General features: G+C 43.7%; 14 protein-coding genes. 8 read left to right on the forward strand and 6 right to left on the reverse strand.

Going from position 1 to position 18,769, the window contains the following annotated elements; all coding sequences use genetic code 11:
- Positions 1–8 precede the first annotated feature (8 nt).
- A complete protein-coding gene (locus MHM87_RS01780; protein WP_014949322.1) occupies positions 9–467 on the forward strand; it encodes a GNAT family N-acetyltransferase in 459 nt (152 codons plus the stop codon).
- A 47-nt stretch (positions 468–514) separates the two neighbouring features.
- Here the strand turns inward: MHM87_RS01780 and MHM87_RS01785 are convergent, their stop codons facing one another.
- Positions 515–931, reverse strand: coding sequence for a DUF4826 family protein (locus tag MHM87_RS01785; RefSeq protein ID WP_239257599.1), 417 nt, complete (start codon positions 929–931; stop codon positions 515–517).
- Between the two features lie 327 nt (positions 932–1,258).
- On the opposite strand from MHM87_RS01785, the gene MHM87_RS01790 reads away from it, so the two are divergent.
- The 3 genes from MHM87_RS01790 (at position 1,259) to MHM87_RS01800 (ending at position 4,606) form a co-directional block, all read left to right on the forward strand.
- A complete protein-coding gene (locus tag MHM87_RS01790; protein WP_014949320.1) occupies positions 1,259–1,474 on the forward strand; it encodes a PGPGW domain-containing protein in 216 nt (71 codons plus the stop codon).
- 367 nt (positions 1,475–1,841) lie between these two features.
- Positions 1,842–2,348, forward strand: coding sequence for a (2Fe-2S)-binding protein (locus MHM87_RS01795; protein ID WP_014976393.1), 507 nt, complete (start codon positions 1,842–1,844; stop codon positions 2,346–2,348).
- Positions 2,345–4,606 (forward strand): molybdopterin cofactor-binding domain-containing protein, encoded by a 2,262-nt coding sequence (locus MHM87_RS01800; protein ID WP_239239950.1) that lies wholly within the window; start codon positions 2,345–2,347, stop codon positions 4,604–4,606. Before MHM87_RS01795 ends, MHM87_RS01800 begins: the two co-directional genes overlap by 4 nt.
- A gap of 720 nt (positions 4,607–5,326) precedes the next feature.
- Here MHM87_RS01800 and MHM87_RS01805 read toward each other — a convergent pair.
- Together MHM87_RS01805 and ppsA are read right to left on the reverse strand one after the other, a co-directional pair.
- Complete coding sequence (locus MHM87_RS01805; protein ID WP_155279892.1) at positions 5,327–5,476, reverse strand: hypothetical protein; 150 nt, start codon at positions 5,474–5,476, stop codon at positions 5,327–5,329.
- A 326-nt stretch (positions 5,477–5,802) separates the two neighbouring features.
- The gene (ppsA, locus tag MHM87_RS01810) at positions 5,803–8,175 is read right to left on the reverse strand and encodes a phosphoenolpyruvate synthase (protein ID WP_187447248.1); all 2,373 of its coding nucleotides are present in this window, start codon (positions 8,173–8,175) and stop codon (positions 5,803–5,805) included.
- A 272-nt stretch (positions 8,176–8,447) separates the two neighbouring features.
- On the opposite strand from ppsA, the gene MHM87_RS01815 reads away from it, so the two are divergent.
- Positions 8,448–9,260 carry a pyruvate, water dikinase regulatory protein gene (locus MHM87_RS01815; RefSeq protein WP_049586695.1) on the forward strand — a complete coding sequence of 271 codons (813 nt, stop codon included), beginning with the start codon at positions 8,448–8,450 and terminating at the stop codon, positions 9,258–9,260.
- Positions 9,261–9,474: 214 nt separating this feature from the next.
- Here MHM87_RS01815 and MHM87_RS01820 read toward each other — a convergent pair whose 3' ends face one another.
- Positions 9,475–10,188 (reverse strand): hypothetical protein, encoded by a 714-nt coding sequence (locus MHM87_RS01820; RefSeq protein ID WP_049586720.1) that lies wholly within the window; start codon positions 10,186–10,188, stop codon positions 9,475–9,477.
- 302 nt (positions 10,189–10,490) lie between these two features.
- Between MHM87_RS01820 and MHM87_RS01825 the strand changes: the two genes are divergently transcribed.
- Entirely contained in the window at positions 10,491–10,955 is a 465-nt protein-coding gene (locus MHM87_RS01825; protein ID WP_049586693.1) for a hypothetical protein, read from the forward strand.
- 80 nt (positions 10,956–11,035) lie between these two features.
- On the opposite strand, the gene MHM87_RS01830 is transcribed toward MHM87_RS01825, so the two are convergent.
- Positions 11,036–13,015: a tetratricopeptide repeat-containing sulfotransferase family protein gene (locus tag MHM87_RS01830; RefSeq protein ID WP_061485788.1), complete on the reverse strand. Its 1,980-nt coding sequence runs from the start codon at positions 13,013–13,015 to the stop codon at positions 11,036–11,038.
- 224 nt (positions 13,016–13,239) lie between these two features.
- Positions 13,240–15,951, reverse strand: a complete 2,712-nt coding sequence (locus tag MHM87_RS01835) for a TonB-dependent receptor (RefSeq protein WP_049586690.1) — start codon at positions 15,949–15,951, stop codon at positions 13,240–13,242.
- Between the two features lie 321 nt (positions 15,952–16,272).
- Between MHM87_RS01835 and betT the strand changes: the two genes are divergently transcribed.
- Positions 16,273–18,243 (forward strand): choline BCCT transporter BetT, encoded by a 1,971-nt coding sequence (gene betT / locus MHM87_RS01840; RefSeq protein ID WP_061485786.1) that lies wholly within the window; start codon positions 16,273–16,275, stop codon positions 18,241–18,243.
- 30 nt (positions 18,244–18,273) lie between these two features.
- Positions 18,274–18,750, forward strand: coding sequence for a MarR family transcriptional regulator (locus MHM87_RS01845; RefSeq protein ID WP_012518305.1), 477 nt, complete (start codon positions 18,274–18,276; stop codon positions 18,748–18,750).
- The last annotated feature ends 19 nt before the right edge of the window (positions 18,751–18,769 follow it).

An 18,769-nucleotide genomic window follows, 5' to 3' on the forward strand; every position in this document is an offset into this window, starting at 1 on the left:
AGGTAAGTATGGCGTTTACGATACAAAACGTCGATTGGGAAAAGGATAAACATCGACTGAAAGCACTAAGGGAACATGTATTTGTTTTAGAGTGGCGCGTCCCCGAGGCAAGCGAGTTCGACGAACACGACAGTTCGGCGTGCCATGTGCTTATCGTCAATGATGAAAACGAACCCATTGCCACTGGGCGCTTAACCAAACGAGGCGAACTAGGCCGAATTGCTGTTAAGCGCTGCCACAGAACATTGCCTGTTTATCGCGCTTTGTTTGAAGCGCTGATTAACACGGCAAAGCAAAACAACGTCCCCATTATCAAAGTAGTCTGCAATTTAGAAAGCGTGTCCTATCACCAATCCATTGGTTTTATTCCCGACGGGCAAGTATTTATGGACGCAGGCGTTCCAAGACAGCGCCTAAAATGTCCGGCAGAGCGATTTCCTCTTCCGGACGTGACTCAACTTCATTAAGCTATGTATTTACAAAACGTCTCACTAATACAGGCTATTGCCTGGAATTAGTTCCAAAGATCTGGCGCGTTCTGCATGGCAAACAAGCTTTCAGCACGATTAATTAGTAAAGCACCAAACGCCTTTTGAGTATCGTCTGCGCCCTCTGCATTAATGAGGTTTTCTGCTTTCAACTGCCAATGCATAGCAAAGTGACGCAGTACGTCCCTGGCGTCTTTGGCGTTATCGACTGATGTGTAATCAGAAGGTAAATCACCACTAATAACCCAATAGCGTTTACTGTCCATTGCTCTAATTTTCCAAACTGCAAGGTACGGCATTAAATAACGACTTTCTTCGGTAATAACAGAATCAAACAACACGCCATTTTCCGCTAAAAATTTGTTTGCCTTTTGAAACTGTTCTCGTACCCACGTTGCGCGTTCTTCATCACTGATTGGTTGGTTTTCTGGTTGTTCTGCCATTTTTACTCTCATTATTATCGTTATCTGTTCTTACTAGTACTGCTACTTGATACCCATGTCTCAGTTACCTTCTAGGCAGTTTTGCCACTAGTTCGTAGCGTACGCCTTTTTTATCTTTGTACTTTATTTCATCCCTGCTTTCCACCGCAATTAGGGCATTGTGCCCACCGAAGGTGTTAACCGCTTACTTATTCGACAATCTTTAAGAATACCCAACACCCAGTTATTCAAAGATCGGGCACAAACATTTACATTTTTCATATTGGCAAATGTGCATCTTTGGGCGAAACTGTGAGATGAAAACTTCACCAAGCCGAGTGTTTATACATGCGAATAGTAAGACTTACCCTTGGAGCAATCTTGTTTATCGGCGGTATTGTTCTAACATTACTTCCGGGCTCTATCTTGTTAGTGATAGGCGGTTTAGTGCTCTTAAGTTACGACTGGCCAAAAGCGCGAAGCTGGCTCAAATACAGCCAAAAAACAATGACGAATGGTGCCCGTAGAATTGATCGTTTTCTTCTTATGCGAAAGCTGCGTTAATTGTTTTTGTTCTAACAGGTGTGCTTTTAGAAAGTTGAGCACGCCATAACGCACAGTGCGTTTCGCCTCCCTCTTCATCTCTCACCACTTTGTCGCAAAGTGTTAGCAATTAAACTTATGTAAATGCGTAATGATGCAATGCGTGTTAACGTAATCTAAAGCATAAATTGCGAAGCCTTTAACAATAATAATAGTGGCAATTATCTGAGCATGCTCAGCATCTTAGATAGTTCGTATCATCAGGCAATGTAACCGTATCGATATGATTTTGTGCAATGCGTTGACCCCGCATTGCGCTGCTTGGGTAGGCCAGGTTTAAACAATCTGGTCCAAGTCATATCTTTCGCTTACCTATGGAGACAAGACCATGATCACGTTTACCGTTAATGGTAACAAACACGAATTTTCTGGTGACCCATCAACACCAGTGTTGTGGTACCTTCGTGACGAATTAAATCTTACAGGACCTAAGTTTGGCTGTGGTATGGCGCAATGTGGCGCTTGTACTGTTCACATTGATGGCATGGCACAACGCTCTTGCGTATTGCCTGTATCAGCCGTTCAAGGCAGAAAAATTACCACTATTGAAGGGCTAAGCGAAAATGGCGATCACCCTGTCCAAAAAGCGTGGGTAGAACACAAAGTACCACAATGTGGTTTCTGTCAATGTGGGCAAATCATGCAAGCTGCCAGTCTATTATCAACCAACCCAACGCCAAGTGACGAAGAAATTGTTCAGAATATGTCGGGCAACATCTGTCGTTGCGGCACGTACCCTCGCATTCACAAGGCCATTAAGTCTGCGTCGAAATCAATAAGCAGCAACGCTGGCGTTAGCTACTTTGACCCAACCCAAGCGGGAGAAGAAGCATGAGTGAGAATACCTATTTTGATATGAATCGCCGCAGTTTCTTAAAATCGACAGCAGCGGCGGGTGCACTGGTTCTTGGTACCTATTTTATGGGTGGTGCACCTCGCGCCATGGCTGGCGTATTAGCAAAGCCAGCGGAAAACGCAAAGCGCGCAAACTTGTTCATTGCACTTCGCCCTGACGGCATGGTTGAAGTAACGTGTCACCGCAGCGAAATGGGTCAACAGATCCGAACCGCCATTGCGCAAATTGTAGCTGACGAGATGGAAGCTGCGTGGGACAAAGTCATTGTTATTCAAGGCAAAGGCGACCCCAAATACGGTGACCAAAACACCGATGGCTCGCGTAGTATCCGCTTCAATATGCAGCGTCTTCGAGAAATGGGCGCAAGCGTGCGTTATATGATGCAACATGCAGCAGCTAAGCGTTGGGGTGTTGAGCCAAGTACCTGTGTTGCCGAGCAGCATGTGGTAACACACACTTCAGGTAAAACGCTTGCTTATAAAGACTTAATAGACGATGCATTAACCATTACGCCGCCAGAAGCAGATAAGCTTAAGCTTAAAGAAAGGAAAGAATGGCGTTACATCAATACCGGTATGGCGCATATCGACCTTCAAGACATCGTTACCGGTAAAGCAACCTTCGCCGCCGACGTGCGCGAGCCAAAAGCACTTGTTGCTATAATCGAACGCCCACCTGTAGTGGGCGGTAAGATGAAAAGCTTCAATGCAGATAAAGCAAAAGCGGTTAATGGCGTTGTTGATGTAATTGAAATTCCAGCGCCAAAAGGTGCGCCTCAGTTCCAACCAAAAGGTGGGCTAGCCATTATAGCTAACAACACATGGGCAGCATGGCAAGGCCGCAAAGCATTAGACGTCACCTGGGACGATGGCGCAAATGGCGACTATAACTCAGCGAACTTTAAAGAGCAGTTGCTTAACACAGTAAATGCACCTCAAGCGCTTGTTAGAGAAAAAGGCGATGCGTTGAGCGTTTTAGAAAAAGCCAGCGACAAACTGGTTGCTGACTATTACGTGCCGCATTTAGCACAAGCCCCAATGGAGCCACCATGTGCTACTGCCATGTACTATAAAGATCGCGTTGACGTATGGGCAGCAACACAAAATCCGCAGGCTGATATGGAAACCGTGGGTGCTATGGTTGGCATGGACAAAGAAAAAATCAATGTTCACGTTACCATGCTAGGTGGTGCTTTCGGGCGTAAGTCTAAGCCTGACTTTTCAGCGGAAGCAGCATTCCTATCAATGAAAACGGGCAAACCAATTCGCGTTCAATGGACACGTGAAGATGATATTCAGCACGGTTTCTATCACGCGGTTTCCGCTCAACATGTTGAAGCTGCACTTGATGAAAACGGTAAAATTGACGCTTATCTTCACAGAACCGCGTTTTCACCTATTGCCTCTACGTTCCAAGAGGGCGCGAACGCACCCTTTAGCTTTGAGTTAGATTTGGGCTTTACGGATAACCCTATTCTTACGCCCAACATGAAGTTAGAGCGCGGTGAAGCGCCAGCCAAAGCCCGTATTGGATGGATGCGTTCAGTATCGAACATCTTTCACGCGTTTGCTGTACAGTCGTTTATTAATGAAGCAGCCCACAAAGCAGGCAAAGACGCTAAAGATTACCTATTGGAAGTAATTGGTCCTGATAGAATTATTGATGTGACGGGTCAAAAAGCCGAATATCAAAACTATTGGGGTGATAAGTCGGTTTATCCTTTGGATACAGGTCGTCTTCGCAATGTAATTGAGAAAGTATCTGACATGGCAGGCTGGGGCCGCAACATGCCTAAAGGCCGCGGACTGGGTATTGCTGCGCACCGTAGCTTTTTAACTTACGTTGCTACTGTGGTTGAAGTTGAGGTGTCTGACGCTGGCGATCTTAGCGTGATTAAATCATGGGTAGCGATTGATGCAGGTACTGTAGTTAACACCGATACGGTTAAAAACCAAACCCAAGGCGGCTCGGTTTACGGTATAACAACAGCAATCAGTGACGGTATAACGTTTGATAAAGGGCGTGTACAGCAGAGTAACTTCCACAACTACCGTGTACCGCGCATGAGCGATTCACCACTAGAGGTAGAAGTTGAAGTAATTGAAAGCGATGCGCCGCCAGCAGGTGTAGGTGAACCTGCAACCCCCGTGTATGCGCCAGCGCTGTGCAATGCCATTTTTGCTGCATGCGGTAAGCGTATTCGCCAGCTACCTATTGGTAACCAGCTTAAAGCGTAAGCATTCTATAGATTCGGCTTAATCGCTGGTTTGATGACTAAATACTAACGCTATTTAAGACAGGCAATCATATCAAAAAGGGTTAACACACACTGTGTTAACCCTTTTTTTATGCATGTATTCGGTAGTGTCTCAATAGTGGCGGGGCAATTATCTTCGCGGATTAGTTCAATAGAAAAGACTATATAAGTTATAGATACTTAGGCAAAAACACGCTATCGAGATAACAACGCAAGCAACAAAAAGGTGAATAAAAACACCATAACTTGCATAGGCGAAAACTGCACATATCAGACCAATAGTGAATTCAACCAGCGCAGCTTCACAGAACGTTCTGATGTTACTGATTACAGGTTGTGCAAAAAACTTAAATTTATAAGCCATCTTAGTTTCCCTCCCCTGCCTCATCCATACTGCTAGCCTAACGCTATTTACAATAGCACACTAATCCAACCGGACATAATTTAACCAAGTAATATAAGAAGGTCTTGAGCTTTGTTGCACATCAAAAAGGCGAAAAAACCTAGTCATTAGCATATTCACCATTTCCAACTAACTAAGCCATTGCTTAAGAGCAGCAGACAACCATTAGAGACAAAAAAGGAGGCCAACATGACCTCCTTTTAGCCAAACTGTAAATTAACCTGTAACCTTTCAATTAAAAGGAAAATACTTTCATTGTTGGACGGTTAATTCCCGCCTTATTCTAATAGGTTATTCTTACTCGTAGTTGCGTTCCATCCACATTAACTGCATTTTAAGCTCGTTAATTTCTTTCTGCGCTTCCGCCAACTGCTCTACCACAGAGCGTGATTGCATAACGTTTTCTTCGGAAGTATTTACTGAAACTGCGCTGTCATTATGTGCCATGAGAATTCAACCAAGTTAATTATTAATCAAAGATTCAAAGTGAAAGTCACTTTGTAATATTACATTTTTAATTACAAAAAGTCATGTTATCAACACGCAAAAATACATAGTTTTGCTAAATAACCACAGTTTTTTTAAGGAATGAAACTTGAGCAAAAATTTGTTTCTAGATGAGTGGCCATCACTTTAAGTTGCCTAACAAAAAAAGAGACCTTATGGTCTCTTTTTCAATAATATCAAAGCGATAACGTCGTGAAATAACATGACGTTAGATGGAAAACTAGATAGCCTTTAAGCTTTCTAGCCTTCACATCCGAACTGCGTGATTAACCGTGCTTTTCAGCAAGGTAAAGCCAGGTTTCAACCACGGTATCAGGATTAAGTGATACCGAATCAATCCCTTCTTGTACCAGCCACGCGGCGAAGTCTTCGTGATCTGATGGACCTTGACCACAAATGCCTACGTATTTTTCACGCTTCTTCGCTGCCTGAATTGCCATTGACAACAATGCTTTGACCGCTTCATCACGTTCATCAAACAAGTGCGCGATAAGACCACTGTCGCGATCTAGACCTAGGGTTAACTGCGTTAAGTCGTTAGACCCAATAGAGAAACCGTCGAAAATGTCTAGGAACTTATCAGCAAGCAAAGCGTTTGATGGCAGTTCACACATCATGATAACGCGAAGGCCATTTTCACCTTTCTTAAGTCCCTGCTCTTCAAGAAGCTCGATAACTTGACGACCTTCTTCTAATGTACGAACAAACGGGATCATGATCTCAACATTGGTCAAGCCCATTTTGTTGCGAACGCGCTTTATGGCTTCACATTCAAGGGCAAAACAATCGCGGAAATCTTCAGAGATGTAGCGGCTTGCACCACGGAAACCCAACATTGGGTTTTCTTCGTCTGGCTCGTATTGATAACCGCCCACTAAGTTGAAGTATTCGTTCGATTTGAAATCTGACATACGAACAATAACTTTCTCTGGCGAGAATGCAGCGCCAATGGTTGAAATACCTTCCACCAATTTCTCGATGTAGTATTCCGTAGGCGACTCGTAGCCTGCAATCATATCGCTAATTTCTTCTTTCAACTCTTCAGGCTGGCTGTCGAAATTAAGTAGTGCTTTAGGGTGCACACCAATCATGCGGTTGATAATAAACTCAAGACGCGCAAGACCAACACCTGCGTTTGGCAAGCGAGCAAAATCAAATGCGCGATCGGGGTTACCCACGTTCATCATGACTTTCAGCGGTAGGTCAGGCATTGCGTCAATGCGTGAGGTCACTACGTCGAACTCTAGTTCGTCACCGTAGATAAAACCAGTGTCACCTTCAGCACAAGACACAGTAATTTTGTCGCCGTTCTCGATACTGTCAGTCGCGTTACCACAACCCACAACCGCTGGAATACCTAACTCACGCGCGATGATTGCCGCGTGACACGTACGGCCACCGCGGTTGGTAACAATAGCAGAAGCCTTCTTCATGATAGGTTCCCAGTCAGGGTCTGTCATGTCAGTTACCAGAACATCACCCGCCTGGATTTTGTCCATCTCTTCAATTGAATCAAGCACTTTCGCTACACCAGCACCGATTTTGTGACCAATTGCACGGCCTTCACAAACAATGTTGCTTTGACCTTTCAACTGGAATCGCTCGATGCTCTGTGAGTCTTCACGGCTGCGTACCGTTTCAGGGCGAGCCTGAACAATGTATAGTTTGCCGTCTGCGCCATCTTTTGCCCACTCGATGTCCATAGGACGCTTGTAGTGGTTTTCAATGATCTGCGCCTGTTTAGCAAGCTCCATTACTTCGTCATCAGTCAACGAGAAGGTTTTGCTGTCAGCTGCATCAATATCGACAATAGACACTTGCTTACCGTGTGCTTCATCATCTGAGTACACCATTTTAGTCAGCTTACTACCAAGGTTACGACGAACGATAGCAGGCAGGCCTTTATCAAGTGTTGGTTTGTGAACATAGAACTCATCAGGGTTAACCGCACCCTGCACCACCATTTCACCTAAACCAAATGAGCTGGTAATAAATACAACGTCTTCAAAGCCAGACTCTGTATCGATAGTAAACATAACGCCTGATGATGCGATATCACTACGCACCATGCGTTGTATGCCTGCAGATAGCGCCACGCCTTTGTGGTCGTATCCTTGGTGAACGCGATATGAAATAGCGCGGTCGTTAAATAGCGATGCGAACACGTGCTTAATTGCCACAAGCACGGCTTCATAGCCTTTAACGTTTAGGAAAGTCTCTTGTTGACCTGCGAAAGACGCATCAGGCATATCTTCAGCCGTGGCTGATGAACGCACTGCAAATGACGCTTCTTCACCTGCATCACCCTGTAATGTGACAAACGCAGTTTTGATTTCTTCTTCTAGCTTTCCTTGGAAAGGTGTGTCGATGATCCACTGGCGGATATTCTTACCCGCTTCGGTCAGTGCGTTTACGTCATCTACGTCTAACGAGTCTAAGACTTCGTGAATGCGCGCTTCTAGGCCACTTTGCTCTAGAAACTCATTAAATGCCTCGGCGGTGGTAGCAAAACCTCCCGGCACCTGCACACCGGCGTTCGCCAGGTTTGAAATCATCTCGCCTAATGATGCATTTTTGCCGCCTACGCGACCCACATCATGCATGCCCAGTTCTTGATACCAAAGTACGTATTCTTGCACAGCCCAAGCCTCCAGCTTTTTTATGTGTAGGGTATGAGGTTAATTTCAGGTTTGTGCTTTTTGTCACCTGAAACTCATCAAATTGTAGTCGATATGTGGTGAAAACCACTGTTAACGCTGTCCATTACGTTTGACAGCAAACCTATTGATATTTGCCATCATTCACAAGAACCGTGTAGCTTTTCGACGAAATCATCTTAGAATGGGGAAATTCAGAAAGTAAACCCTTTATTACTTTTGTAATAAAATTACACCAATGTTAAGGATATGTTGTGCGCACAGCTTTTTATATTTCAGATGGTACAGCCATCACTGCAGAGGTCTTCGGCCACGCCCTGCTTTCCCTGTTTCCCGTTTCTTTCAATCACAACACCATTCCTTTCGTTGAAACTGAGGAACAAGCTCACAAAGTTTTACAGCAAATTTCTGAAAGTTTTCAAGACACCGGAGAAAGGCCGCTCGTTTTTTATACAATTGTGAATGTAGATATTCGCAAAATAATCTCGAAATCTGTGGGCATTAACTATAATTTTCTCGATCAATTCGTAGCGCCACTGGAAAAAGTATTGGGTGTTCCTTCAAAACCAGAAAAACATCGTACACACAGTATCCACGAAACCACCTACGATATTAGAATTGAGGCCGTAAACTACGCACTGGCTAATGACGATGGCTCTAATCTAAAAGATTACGATGAAGCAGACATCATTCTTACTGGTGTTTCACGTTCGGGTAAAACGCCAACAAGTCTTTACTTAGCCCTTCAATACGGAATAAAAGCAGCGAACTACCCTTTTACAGAAGAAGACATGGGCGACATGCTTAAGCTTCCCCCTGCCCTACGCAGGTTCAAACATAAGCTTTTTGGGCTAACGATTGCAGCGGATAGACTCCATCAAATACGTTCAGAGCGCCGTGCAAACAGCAAATATGCATCGCTGCCACAATGTCGAATGGAACTGCGTGAAGTAGAAAACTTGTATAGAAAGGAAAAAATCCCGTTTTTAAATAGCACTAAGTACTCGATTGAAGAGATCTCAGCAAAAATATTGGCAGAGACGGGGCTCAAACGTCGTAAGTACTAAGCGGGCTTTTAAGTATTCAGTAACTTTGTACGAAGCTGCCATATTTACCCGCTGTATTTTATACAACACTTTTTATGTCGCGGTGGTGCCTTTAACTATGTAAAGCGACAAGGCACCACATTACCTAGATTCTGGTCAAGTTTAGGCTAACTAGGCGATAGTAGCTCTAGTATTTGCGGTCTCGCTTGCCCTTTTATTATTTACTATTGAAGCGTCACTTCTTGTTGCTTTCTACCAATTCTTCAAGCGCTACACCTGGGTCTTCTTCACCTGCAACAGATGATGCATAAGGGCTCGCAGCTTCTGCATCCTGATGTGAAACGTCCGCTTTACTATTGGATTGTTTTTCTTCATCTGAAGACAACGTCGTTTTTTCTTGTGAACTTTTTTCTTTTGCTTTCATACCTCTAATCAACTCCTCTACATAAGGTAAAAATTCTAGCACGGTAGCAACGGCGATAACTGATAGTAAATACCATGTTGGAAGGGGCTCTTGCTTAAACCGCAGACCAAAATCAGCAGGACTTTCGCCCAGTCCGAATAACGCTATAAAATGAGACCAATGTCTGGCAATTACCAAAATTAATGCGAGCAGCGGTATCATTTCCAAAAAGCTGTGCACATGCTGCTCAATAGGCCCCACTCTTCTTTTCGATACCGCATAGCTAACGTCCCACAGTGCTGTTAATTCATGTAAGAAGAAAAACAGAATACCTGCAGCAATAATTAAACTATTCACCTCAAAGAGGAGAACCATAAAAAGAGGAATTCCTACCTCTATAAACATCAATAGATGAATTAAGGACTCCTTCGGCCCCGCGGTAGCAGCAATATTACTGCTGCGGTGGCAAAACCAGTCGACTATCCCTGCTGTGAACCACAGCGGTATGATGAAATACATCAATATTAGCTGTGTAACGTCATTCATGACTAAACCTTCTACATTAAGTCTAAGCATTACAGATGTAATAGCTTGTAAACTCGACATCAGATAACGTTGTAACGTTGAAAACAGAAGATTAGATTAAGAATGATTAACATTTTTTAATGTCTAATAGGTAACAGGTTTTCTTATTGGAAAAATTGAAGTTATGCAATCGACAGGTCTTAGCGCTTGCTGATAGAAAATGACTATCACGGATAAACAGTTTCAATTCATTAATTTATCGATATTGTAAACAAATCATAATGATACAATATAACATTGCACATTATCTTGGGAGAAATAACATGTTCACAGAAGAAATGGTTCATACCGCACTACAAACTTGGTGCGACAATGTAGTAGCGGTAGGTAAAGTGCACGCTGAAGGTGGCGATGTAAAAGCATTCGCTTCACAAGTGCTGTCAGATAACTACGACTACGATAATGGAAAAGTACTCTTTAAACCTACGCTTACTTTTGGCTCTCAAACATTTCGCCCAACAAAAAAAGGCGCTTTATCTTATTTCGTAGGCGGTAATAGCGACTATCCAAACGACAATGGCTTTAAATTAAAGCCATGGGTGAAGGTTTGGTATAGCAAAGAAGACTTTATCTTAAACGGTGAGCTTGCCATTGTTCAGTGTAACGTACACTTTATCGGCGAAGACGACAGCCATATTTTTGTAAACAAGAGCTTTGTTTTCAAACAATGTGAAGACGGAAAAATTCGCATTATCCTTCATCAATCTTCGCTTCCGTATCAGCCTTAAAAGGTAGTTGATACGTTTTAACTAATTAAAAAAGAGTCATGACTTAAAGACAGCCATGACTCTTCATTTTTGACTATCCATTAATTATCTGGCTTTGAGGTGTCTCTGCCTAGTGCTTGTTTAAGCTCAGCTAAATAGTTTTCGAAAGGCTTCCACTGCCCCATCCCTGTTTTGTATATAGGTTGGCGAACCTGTTCAGAGCTTGGCGTCTTTATCACCCGTTTGGTTTGGTGAAACGCTAAGCATGCTTCTTCAAAATCTAACCCACAAAAATCTAGAATGCGTTTAACTTGCCCTTCCAAATCATCCAGAACATCTTCGTGCTGTACAGTAAGAATTTCCCCAGGCAACACACTATGCCAATGATCCATAAGCTGTTCATAAGCATTATAGTAACGGCCAATATCGTCAAGCGAATAGCTGAACTCTTGCCCCTCACCGAATAACTGTTTAAAGCCACTAAAACAGCAGTCCATTGGGTTTCTGCGTGCATCAATAATTTTGGCGTTAGGCAGTATCTTTTTAATTAAGCCTATGTGAATGAAGTTATTGGGCATTTTATCAATGAAAAATGCCGCGCCTTGTCGGTAAGCTTTAGTCTGCTCAATATAACGGGCACCAAGCTTTTCGAGGGTTGCACTATCTAGTTCGCTCACGTTAAACGGATAAGGTGTTTTTTGATGACTTAATGATGAAGCAATACCTAATATATCGTGTAGCTCCATGGTGCCGTCTACCTGCGAATGTGACGCGAGGATTTGCTCTAATAATGTCGAACCAGCGCGAGGCAAGCCCACAATAAAAATAGGATCGGGAGCTTGGCAGCCCTGTTTTGAACTGAAAGAACCCGCCGTGAAAGCCTGCTGCTGAGCGTCTAAGGCCTTCTCTGTTCTACTAATATCAAATTGAAGCGTACTGTGTTTAAGTTTATTGCCTTGGTCATAGTAGGCAAACGCTTTATCTGCCTGGCCTTTGTCTTCAAACCCTTTACCTAACGCAAAACAAATGTGAATTTTATCGTCTAACTTTATCGAGCTAGCTTCAACTTGCTTGCACATTTGCGACAGCATGTTGTCGCTGAATTTGTAGGTTTTTGTATTCGCTAAACTCCAATAAGCGTCGCCGTAATCATTCGCGTATTCAACCGCTTTTTCATAGGCGTTAACGGCATCCGTAGTATCGCCTTTTGCTTTTAACGCATGGCCCAATGCAACCCACACTTTAGGTCTATCAGCATTTTGTGACAACACTTCTTTGTATAGGCTTATTGCTTCATCTAACTGACCGACGCCAACAAGTGCATGGGCCAAGCTGGTTTTAATAGCAAAGCTTTCTGGGTTCAGCGCTAATCGCGCCTTCGCTACCTTCACCGCATCTGGGAATTTGCCTAGTTTAGATAAAACATTTTGATAGGCTAATGCGGCACGCTCATTGTCAGGATAAAGCTCAACGCAGCTTTCTAAAAGAAATTCAGCATCGCTATATACCTTAAGCTGCATGCCTATTTCAGCAAGTAACATCATTGCTTCTGGATGATGTTTTTGCTTAGTTAAAAACTGTCGGCATACTTGCTCTGCTGCTGAAAACTGCTTTTCATACATTAAATCGTAAGCACCGAGTACCGGTGCAGGAAGTGACTGCAAATGTTCGATTTGCTGGGTCGCCATTGATACTGCAGGTACGTCGTCATGGCTTTTATAAATGGTAAGGAGCTTTTTCCAACTGCTAATTAGCGCGGGGTTAAAATGCGTAGCTTTAAAAAATGCGTTAGCCGCTGCTTGATGGTTGCCGGTGGCTTCATGGCAATAAGCTAACTCTTGATATCCTCTACCATAATCTGGCTTAAGACCAAGTAGCGCATCAATATGTTTAAACGCTTCGTTATATTGTTTAGACAGCCTTTGAATAACCGCTGTTAAATAGTGTGTTTCCGCCTTCTGTTGATCGCTCAACGATGCAGAAAAAAGCGTTTGCATGCTTTCCATTGCAATTGAGAACTGTCCACGCTGCAGTGCCTGCTTTACAGCGCGTACTTGTTGTTGAAATTCTTCTGGTGTCATAGCCTACTTTATTATTCTATTTGCGAAATATAGCGCGCTTTTATGAGCCTAATTAAATACATAAATACGAGCGTTTCAGCACAGCTGCTATTTTAGTATACGCGTTAGTTACTAAATACAGATACTACCGAAATTTTTAGCTTTAGTAATGAGAACGGCAGACTTATGTCTGCCGTTTGATAACGCTATTGCGTGGTTAACGTTACATCAACCACTGATAACTATTAATAATAGTCGTAAGAGAAGCGAAGACCTATAGTACGAGGGCGATTAGTCACAACCTTAGGCGTATACTGCTGTGTATCAATGTTCAAGATTGCTGATTTGTCGAAAACGTTGTCAACGAATGCTTCAACTTTCCAGTTTTGATACGTCATCCCCACAGATACATTACCAATCACGTAACTTTCCTGAATGTAGCGACCACCACGAATTGTTTCGCCATCTGCACCTGGATACGTTGCGCCTTTAAACTCGTCACCCTCATCTTTAATTTTCAGACCCGAGCCCGTGCCATAAATCAATCGAGTTGCATCTTCCATGGCATAGGCGTTCATCACCATGCCAGCAAGACGGTCGCCGGTGTAGGTAAGTGATGCATTAACATACCCTTCTTTACCGCCATCTAACTCAAAGAAATAACGTGCGCTAATGTTGCCTGAGAAATCAGCAGAGTACGGAAGCTCACTGCCTACGCCAGCCGCGATATCTTCTAGTTCAGGGTTAATACTAACCAGCTCAGTATCCAGTACGCTAAATGCTGCGTTAATAACTAGGTTATCTGTCGCTAACCAAGTAATGTCTGCATCAATCCCTTTAACTTCTGCATCACCAACATTATCGGTAAAGACTAAGAAACTAATATTTGCTGGGTCGAAACGCGACGTTTGCAAGTCACTGATTTCTGAATAGTAACCAGTAGCATTAACACGCAAGATACCGTCTAAGAAATCACCTTTCAGGCCAATTTCGTAGTTATCCAGCGTATCTGTTGTTGAGTAAACCGGAACACGGAAATCCGCAAAGGCCCCAGTGTCATTTGCCGCTGCGTCACCACCTAGTCTGTTAGTTACTGGTGGACGGAAGCCTTCTGAATAGTTCGCGAAAAGCAATACGTTTTCATTTACTTTCCAGTCAAGGCCAAATTTGAAGATGGTATCGTCAACAGTGAGTACACCGTCACCGTCTAGTAATCCAATTTCCAATGAACCATCTTGGATAGCATCTACAACACCTTGGCCGTCAAGACCCAAACCATCATAAACGGCGGGATCTAGCACGCCTTGACCATAGGCTTCTAATCGGCCTGTTACGTCGCGTGTTGATGTAGCGCCGCGATAAATATCGTCAATTTGATACCAGCGCGCACCAATGGTAGCAGTAAGCGTATCAGTAATTTCATAGCCTAGCTGACCAAATACTGCGATCTGCTCGATAGTATGCGTAACATCGTTTACAAAGCTAATTTCAGGAGAGAAAGGGCCACCATCGCTGTTAATTCCACGGTCACCCGCCAGCGCATTCCATGAACCCGCAAGGTTCTCAAAGATTTCAGGGCTTGCGATTTTAAACTGGCCTACCGAGCCTACTTCCTGTTCGTCATAAAACACACCCGCCGTTAGCTGCCATGGTGTATCCATCGTTGTGCTGAAACGTAGTTCGTGGGTTAAGCGAGTGCTAGTTGTGTCTTCTTTGTAGTATTTACTCGGATCGAGGCAGCGCGCGTCATCTGGATTATCTGGCGTTTCATAGTGCGTACACACATAGTACGCGGAAAATAAGCCGCCGTTGGTGTAGCCTGTGTAATCGGTAAGCGTGTCTATTTCACGATCTAGGTAACCACCGGTATACACCACATCTAGTTTTTCCAAACGACCATTTAGGGTCCATGTGGTTAAGCCAAATTCGTCGGAGTTTTCATCGCTTTGAAAGCGAATTGCCGAGCTTTCGCCTTCCACTGTGGGGTCGTAGGCAAACACACCTTCAGTATCAAGTGTTTGTTGAGTGTGTTGAACCAGAACATCCCAATCTTCGTTGATAATGTAAGACAACCCGAATCGCGCCCCTGAGTAGACCGCGTCATTAAAGTTATCTTCAACATGTTCGCTGTTTCTTGGCGACACAACGGCGGCTTCACTGCGGGTAAAACCATTGATTTCACGACGTGCATCCATCGCAGCCGGATCGATGCCCTGTTTCTGCAATGCATTTCCAGAAATACGATCAATAACTACTGCACTTCCAATGTAACCACCATTTCCTGGCTCATTTTCAATGTTGTCAATCCAACCGCCCTGACTTTCATTGTAGGCAGCCACACGCAGCGCAAGGTTGTCAGTTGGAGTAACGTTGAAATATGCCTCCACCGTGTTACTCATATCTCCGCCCTTTGTGGTAGAGATACTGGTATCGAAGCCTGCAGCAAAACCAGAATGATCTGGCTTGTTTGTGATTAGGCGAACTGTACCTGCCTGAGAACTCGCACCAAATAACGTACCTTGCGGCCCAGGTAGAACCTCTACACGCTCAACGTCGGTAGCAAAAATATCTAAGTTTCGGCCAGCCATAGAAACAGGCATTTCATCAAGATAGAAAGCCACTGAGGGCTGAAGTGCTTGAACAGATGACAGGGTAATGCTTGATTGCGTGGTCGCCGCACCACGAATGTATATTTCGTTCTGCCCTGGACCTGTACCTTGGAATACCACATTCGGTAAAAACTCTACGTAGTCTTGGAAGTTATCAATACCGAGGTTTTCTAATGCTTTTCCATCCAACGCAGAGACTGCGACAGGGACATCTTGGATTGATTCACTTCTTTTCGTGGCGGTAACTTCTATGGTTTCAAGTTTAGCGGGCGCTTTAGTTTCTTGCGCAGCCAGAGAGGTGGATGCCAGTGCAGCGATGATTGCACAGCTAAGCTGAGTTTTTCGCATTTGTGTGTGTTTCCTTCAATTGTTTTTTTATTCTTCGGACAGTGTTTACTTAAAACACATATCAAAAAGATCATATATTACGATACACAATCTATTAATTATTTCTACTCTAACGATTAATAATTAACCAAAAACACCTAAAACCTAGCAGAAAGTCTAATTTTTATCGTAAAAACAACTGCAAAAAAAAGACTTCACTTTTACTCACTGACCAAATACATACAAATCAAATAATTTCATCTGATGTTTATAAAAAATGCTCCATGCGGTATATTTCTGCGTATAAACCGAAATTTATAAAAGGTGAAAGGAATTTACTGCGTGATTGAGAACGAAAATAAATCTCCACTCAACAAGCCGGTGTTTATTACATCGTCAGCTTTAATCCTATGTTTACTTATCTTCGCTGCTGGTACTCCTGAAACAGCAGACGCGCTTTTCCAAAAGCTTCAGAGCGCAATTGTGACCAACGGTAGTTGGTTTTATGTATTTACTGTCGCAGTAATTGTGGTGTTTGTTGTTTTCCTCGGCATGTCACGCTACGGCGAAATTAAGTTAGGCCCAGATCACGCAAGCCCCGAATTTAGCTTTGGGACTTGGCTTAGTATGTTGTTTGCAGCAGGAATGGGAATTGGGCTTATGTTCTTTGGCGTTGCCGAGCCCTTAATGCACTTTTTAGCGCCCCCCACTGCACAGGCTGAAAGTATTGATGCTGTTCGCGAAGCAATGAAAACCACATTTTTCCATTGGGGTGTTCATGCTTGGGCAATTTATGCGGTAGTGGCGCTGATTTTGGGCTATTTTGCGTACCGTCAAAACTTACCTCTTACACTGCGTTCTGCTTTATACCCGTTAATTGGTGACCGGATCTATGGCTGGCCTGGGCACGTGGTTGATATATTCGCGGTTACGTCAACGGTGTTTGGTGTATCTACGTCGCTAGGCTTGGGTGCTTCGCAAGTAAATGCGGGTTTTAACTATTTATTTGGTCTACCGTCAAATACTGGTGTTCAAATAGCTATAATGGCAGGCGTTATTGGTTTAGCCGTAATTTCTGTAACTACTGGCCTGGAAAAAGGCATACGCCGTCTGTCAGAAACTAATATGGTTTTAGCCTTACTGCTGCTTTTAATTGTTCTTTTTTTAGGCCCAACCGTATTTTTACTACAAGCGTTCATGCAGAACACTGGGGCTTATCTGTCTGATTTGGTGCGCAACACATTTAACCTGTTCGCCTATGAGAAAACAGACTGGATTGGCGGCTGGACGATCTTCTACTGGGGTTGGTGGTTAGCATGGGCACCGTTTGTTGGCCTGTTTATCGCGCGTATCTCTTACGGTAGAACCATTCGTGAATTTGTAATGGGCGTACTGCTTATACCATCAGCGTTTACACTATTTTGGATGACCGTATTCGGCAACGCCGCTATTGATCAGGTGTTAGTACAAGGTAAAGACGTACTTGCACAAATGGTAAATGAAGATAGCTCAGTGGCACTGTTTGTATTTTTAGAACAGTTCCCTTTCGCTTCAGTACTAAGCCTAATAGCAGTATTGATGGTCATTGTTTTCTTTGTAACCTCATGTGATTCGGGTGCCATGGTTGTCGATATGTTGTGTTCACACGGTGAAAACAATACGCCGTTGTGGCAACGAGTATACTGGGCTGTTGGCGTTGGTGTGGTGAGTTCAGTGCTGCTTTACGCTGGTGGGCTTGGCGCGCTGCAAACTATGACGATTGCTGCCGCACTGCCATTTGCTATTGTGCTGCTTATCGCCATAGCGGGACTATTGAAAGCCCTTCGTATTGAGGCGTACAAACGTGAAAGTTTACAAGTACTAACGGGTACACCGCAGCATAATGACTCTGATAAAAACTGGAAAGAGCGCCTTGAAAATATTGTGACCTTTCCAGATGAAACTGCCGTTCGTCGTTATATCAACAAAGTGGTGAAGCCTGCGCTAATAGAAGTAAGCGAGGAGTTTAAAGCACAGCAATTTGAAATTAAAATTGAAGATACCGACGAAGCACTCATATTAACCGTTGATATGGGCAATGACCCTGAGTTTATTTATGCTGTGCACCCTGTATCGACAGAACAGCCTGAATTTGGTCCAAGTGACACACCAGCACTGGACGAAAACAAAAAGGCCACGTACTATCGCGCCGAAGTGCACCTTAGTGAAGGTGGTCAGAACTATGATATTATGGGCTGGTCGAAGATTTCGGTCATTAATGACGTCATCGATCACTATCATAAGCACCAACATTTTATTCATTTGCTTAAGTAACCGTTGGGTTACGCATTTGTTGGAAGTAACATGCGAAAAGAAGAAGAACTATTAGTGGCACTACGGCGCGTAATACGCGCTGTAGACCTACGCAGCAAGCAGCTAAGTAAACACGTGGGTTTAACAGGCCCACAGTTATTGGTGATGCAAAATATTGAAGAGCGCCCGGGTATAATGGTGCGAGAAATTGCAGAGAATATTAACTTAAGCCCTGCAACCATCACGAATATTCTAGATAGACTAGAATCACGAGACTTAGCTACGCGCATAAGAAGTACGCAAGATAAACGAAAAGTGGGCGTATTCTTAACCGAACGCGGTAAAGAGGCAGTGGTTGACGCCCCTCGTCCGCTTCAAGAACACTTTGTCGAGCGTTTTTCACAGCTTAAAGAGTGGGAGCAAAGCCAAATGGTCGCTACCGTTCAGCGAATTGCTAGCATGATGGATGCTGAAGATATTGATGCCTCCCCTTTCTTGGAGTTAGGCAGTATTTCAGAAAAAAGCTAATAGCCTTTGTCTTTAAAAA

Source organism: Alteromonas sp. Cnat3-28 (assembly GCF_022348265.1).
Taxonomy (GTDB): Bacteria; Pseudomonadota; Gammaproteobacteria; order Enterobacterales; family Alteromonadaceae; genus Alteromonas; species Alteromonas macleodii.

Excerpts from the sequence above, each read along its gene's own strand:
- MHM87_RS01780 (WP_014949322.1), top strand. The coding sequence starts at position 9 with ATGGCGTTTACGATACAAAACGTCGATTGGGAAAAGGATAAACATCGA.
- MHM87_RS01785 (WP_239257599.1), bottom strand. The coding sequence starts at position 931 with ATGGCAGAACAACCAGAAAACCAACCAATCAGTGATGAAGAACGCGCA.
- MHM87_RS01790 (WP_014949320.1), top strand. The coding sequence starts at position 1,259 with ATGCGAATAGTAAGACTTACCCTTGGAGCAATCTTGTTTATCGGCGGT.
- MHM87_RS01795 (WP_014976393.1), top strand. The coding sequence starts at position 1,842 with ATGATCACGTTTACCGTTAATGGTAACAAACACGAATTTTCTGGTGAC.
- MHM87_RS01800 (WP_239239950.1), top strand. The coding sequence starts at position 2,345 with ATGAGTGAGAATACCTATTTTGATATGAATCGCCGCAGTTTCTTAAAA.
- MHM87_RS01805 (WP_155279892.1), bottom strand. The coding sequence starts at position 5,476 with ATGGCACATAATGACAGCGCAGTTTCAGTAAATACTTCCGAAGAAAAC.
- MHM87_RS01820 (WP_049586720.1), bottom strand. The coding sequence starts at position 10,188 with ATGAATGACGTTACACAGCTAATATTGATGTATTTCATCATACCGCTG.
- MHM87_RS01825 (WP_049586693.1), top strand. The coding sequence starts at position 10,491 with ATGTTCACAGAAGAAATGGTTCATACCGCACTACAAACTTGGTGCGAC.
- MHM87_RS01830 (WP_061485788.1), bottom strand. The coding sequence starts at position 13,015 with ATGACACCAGAAGAATTTCAACAACAAGTACGCGCTGTAAAGCAGGCA.
- MHM87_RS01835 (WP_049586690.1), bottom strand. The coding sequence starts at position 15,951 with ATGCGAAAAACTCAGCTTAGCTGTGCAATCATCGCTGCACTGGCATCC.
- MHM87_RS01845 (WP_012518305.1), top strand. The coding sequence starts at position 18,274 with ATGCGAAAAGAAGAAGAACTATTAGTGGCACTACGGCGCGTAATACGC.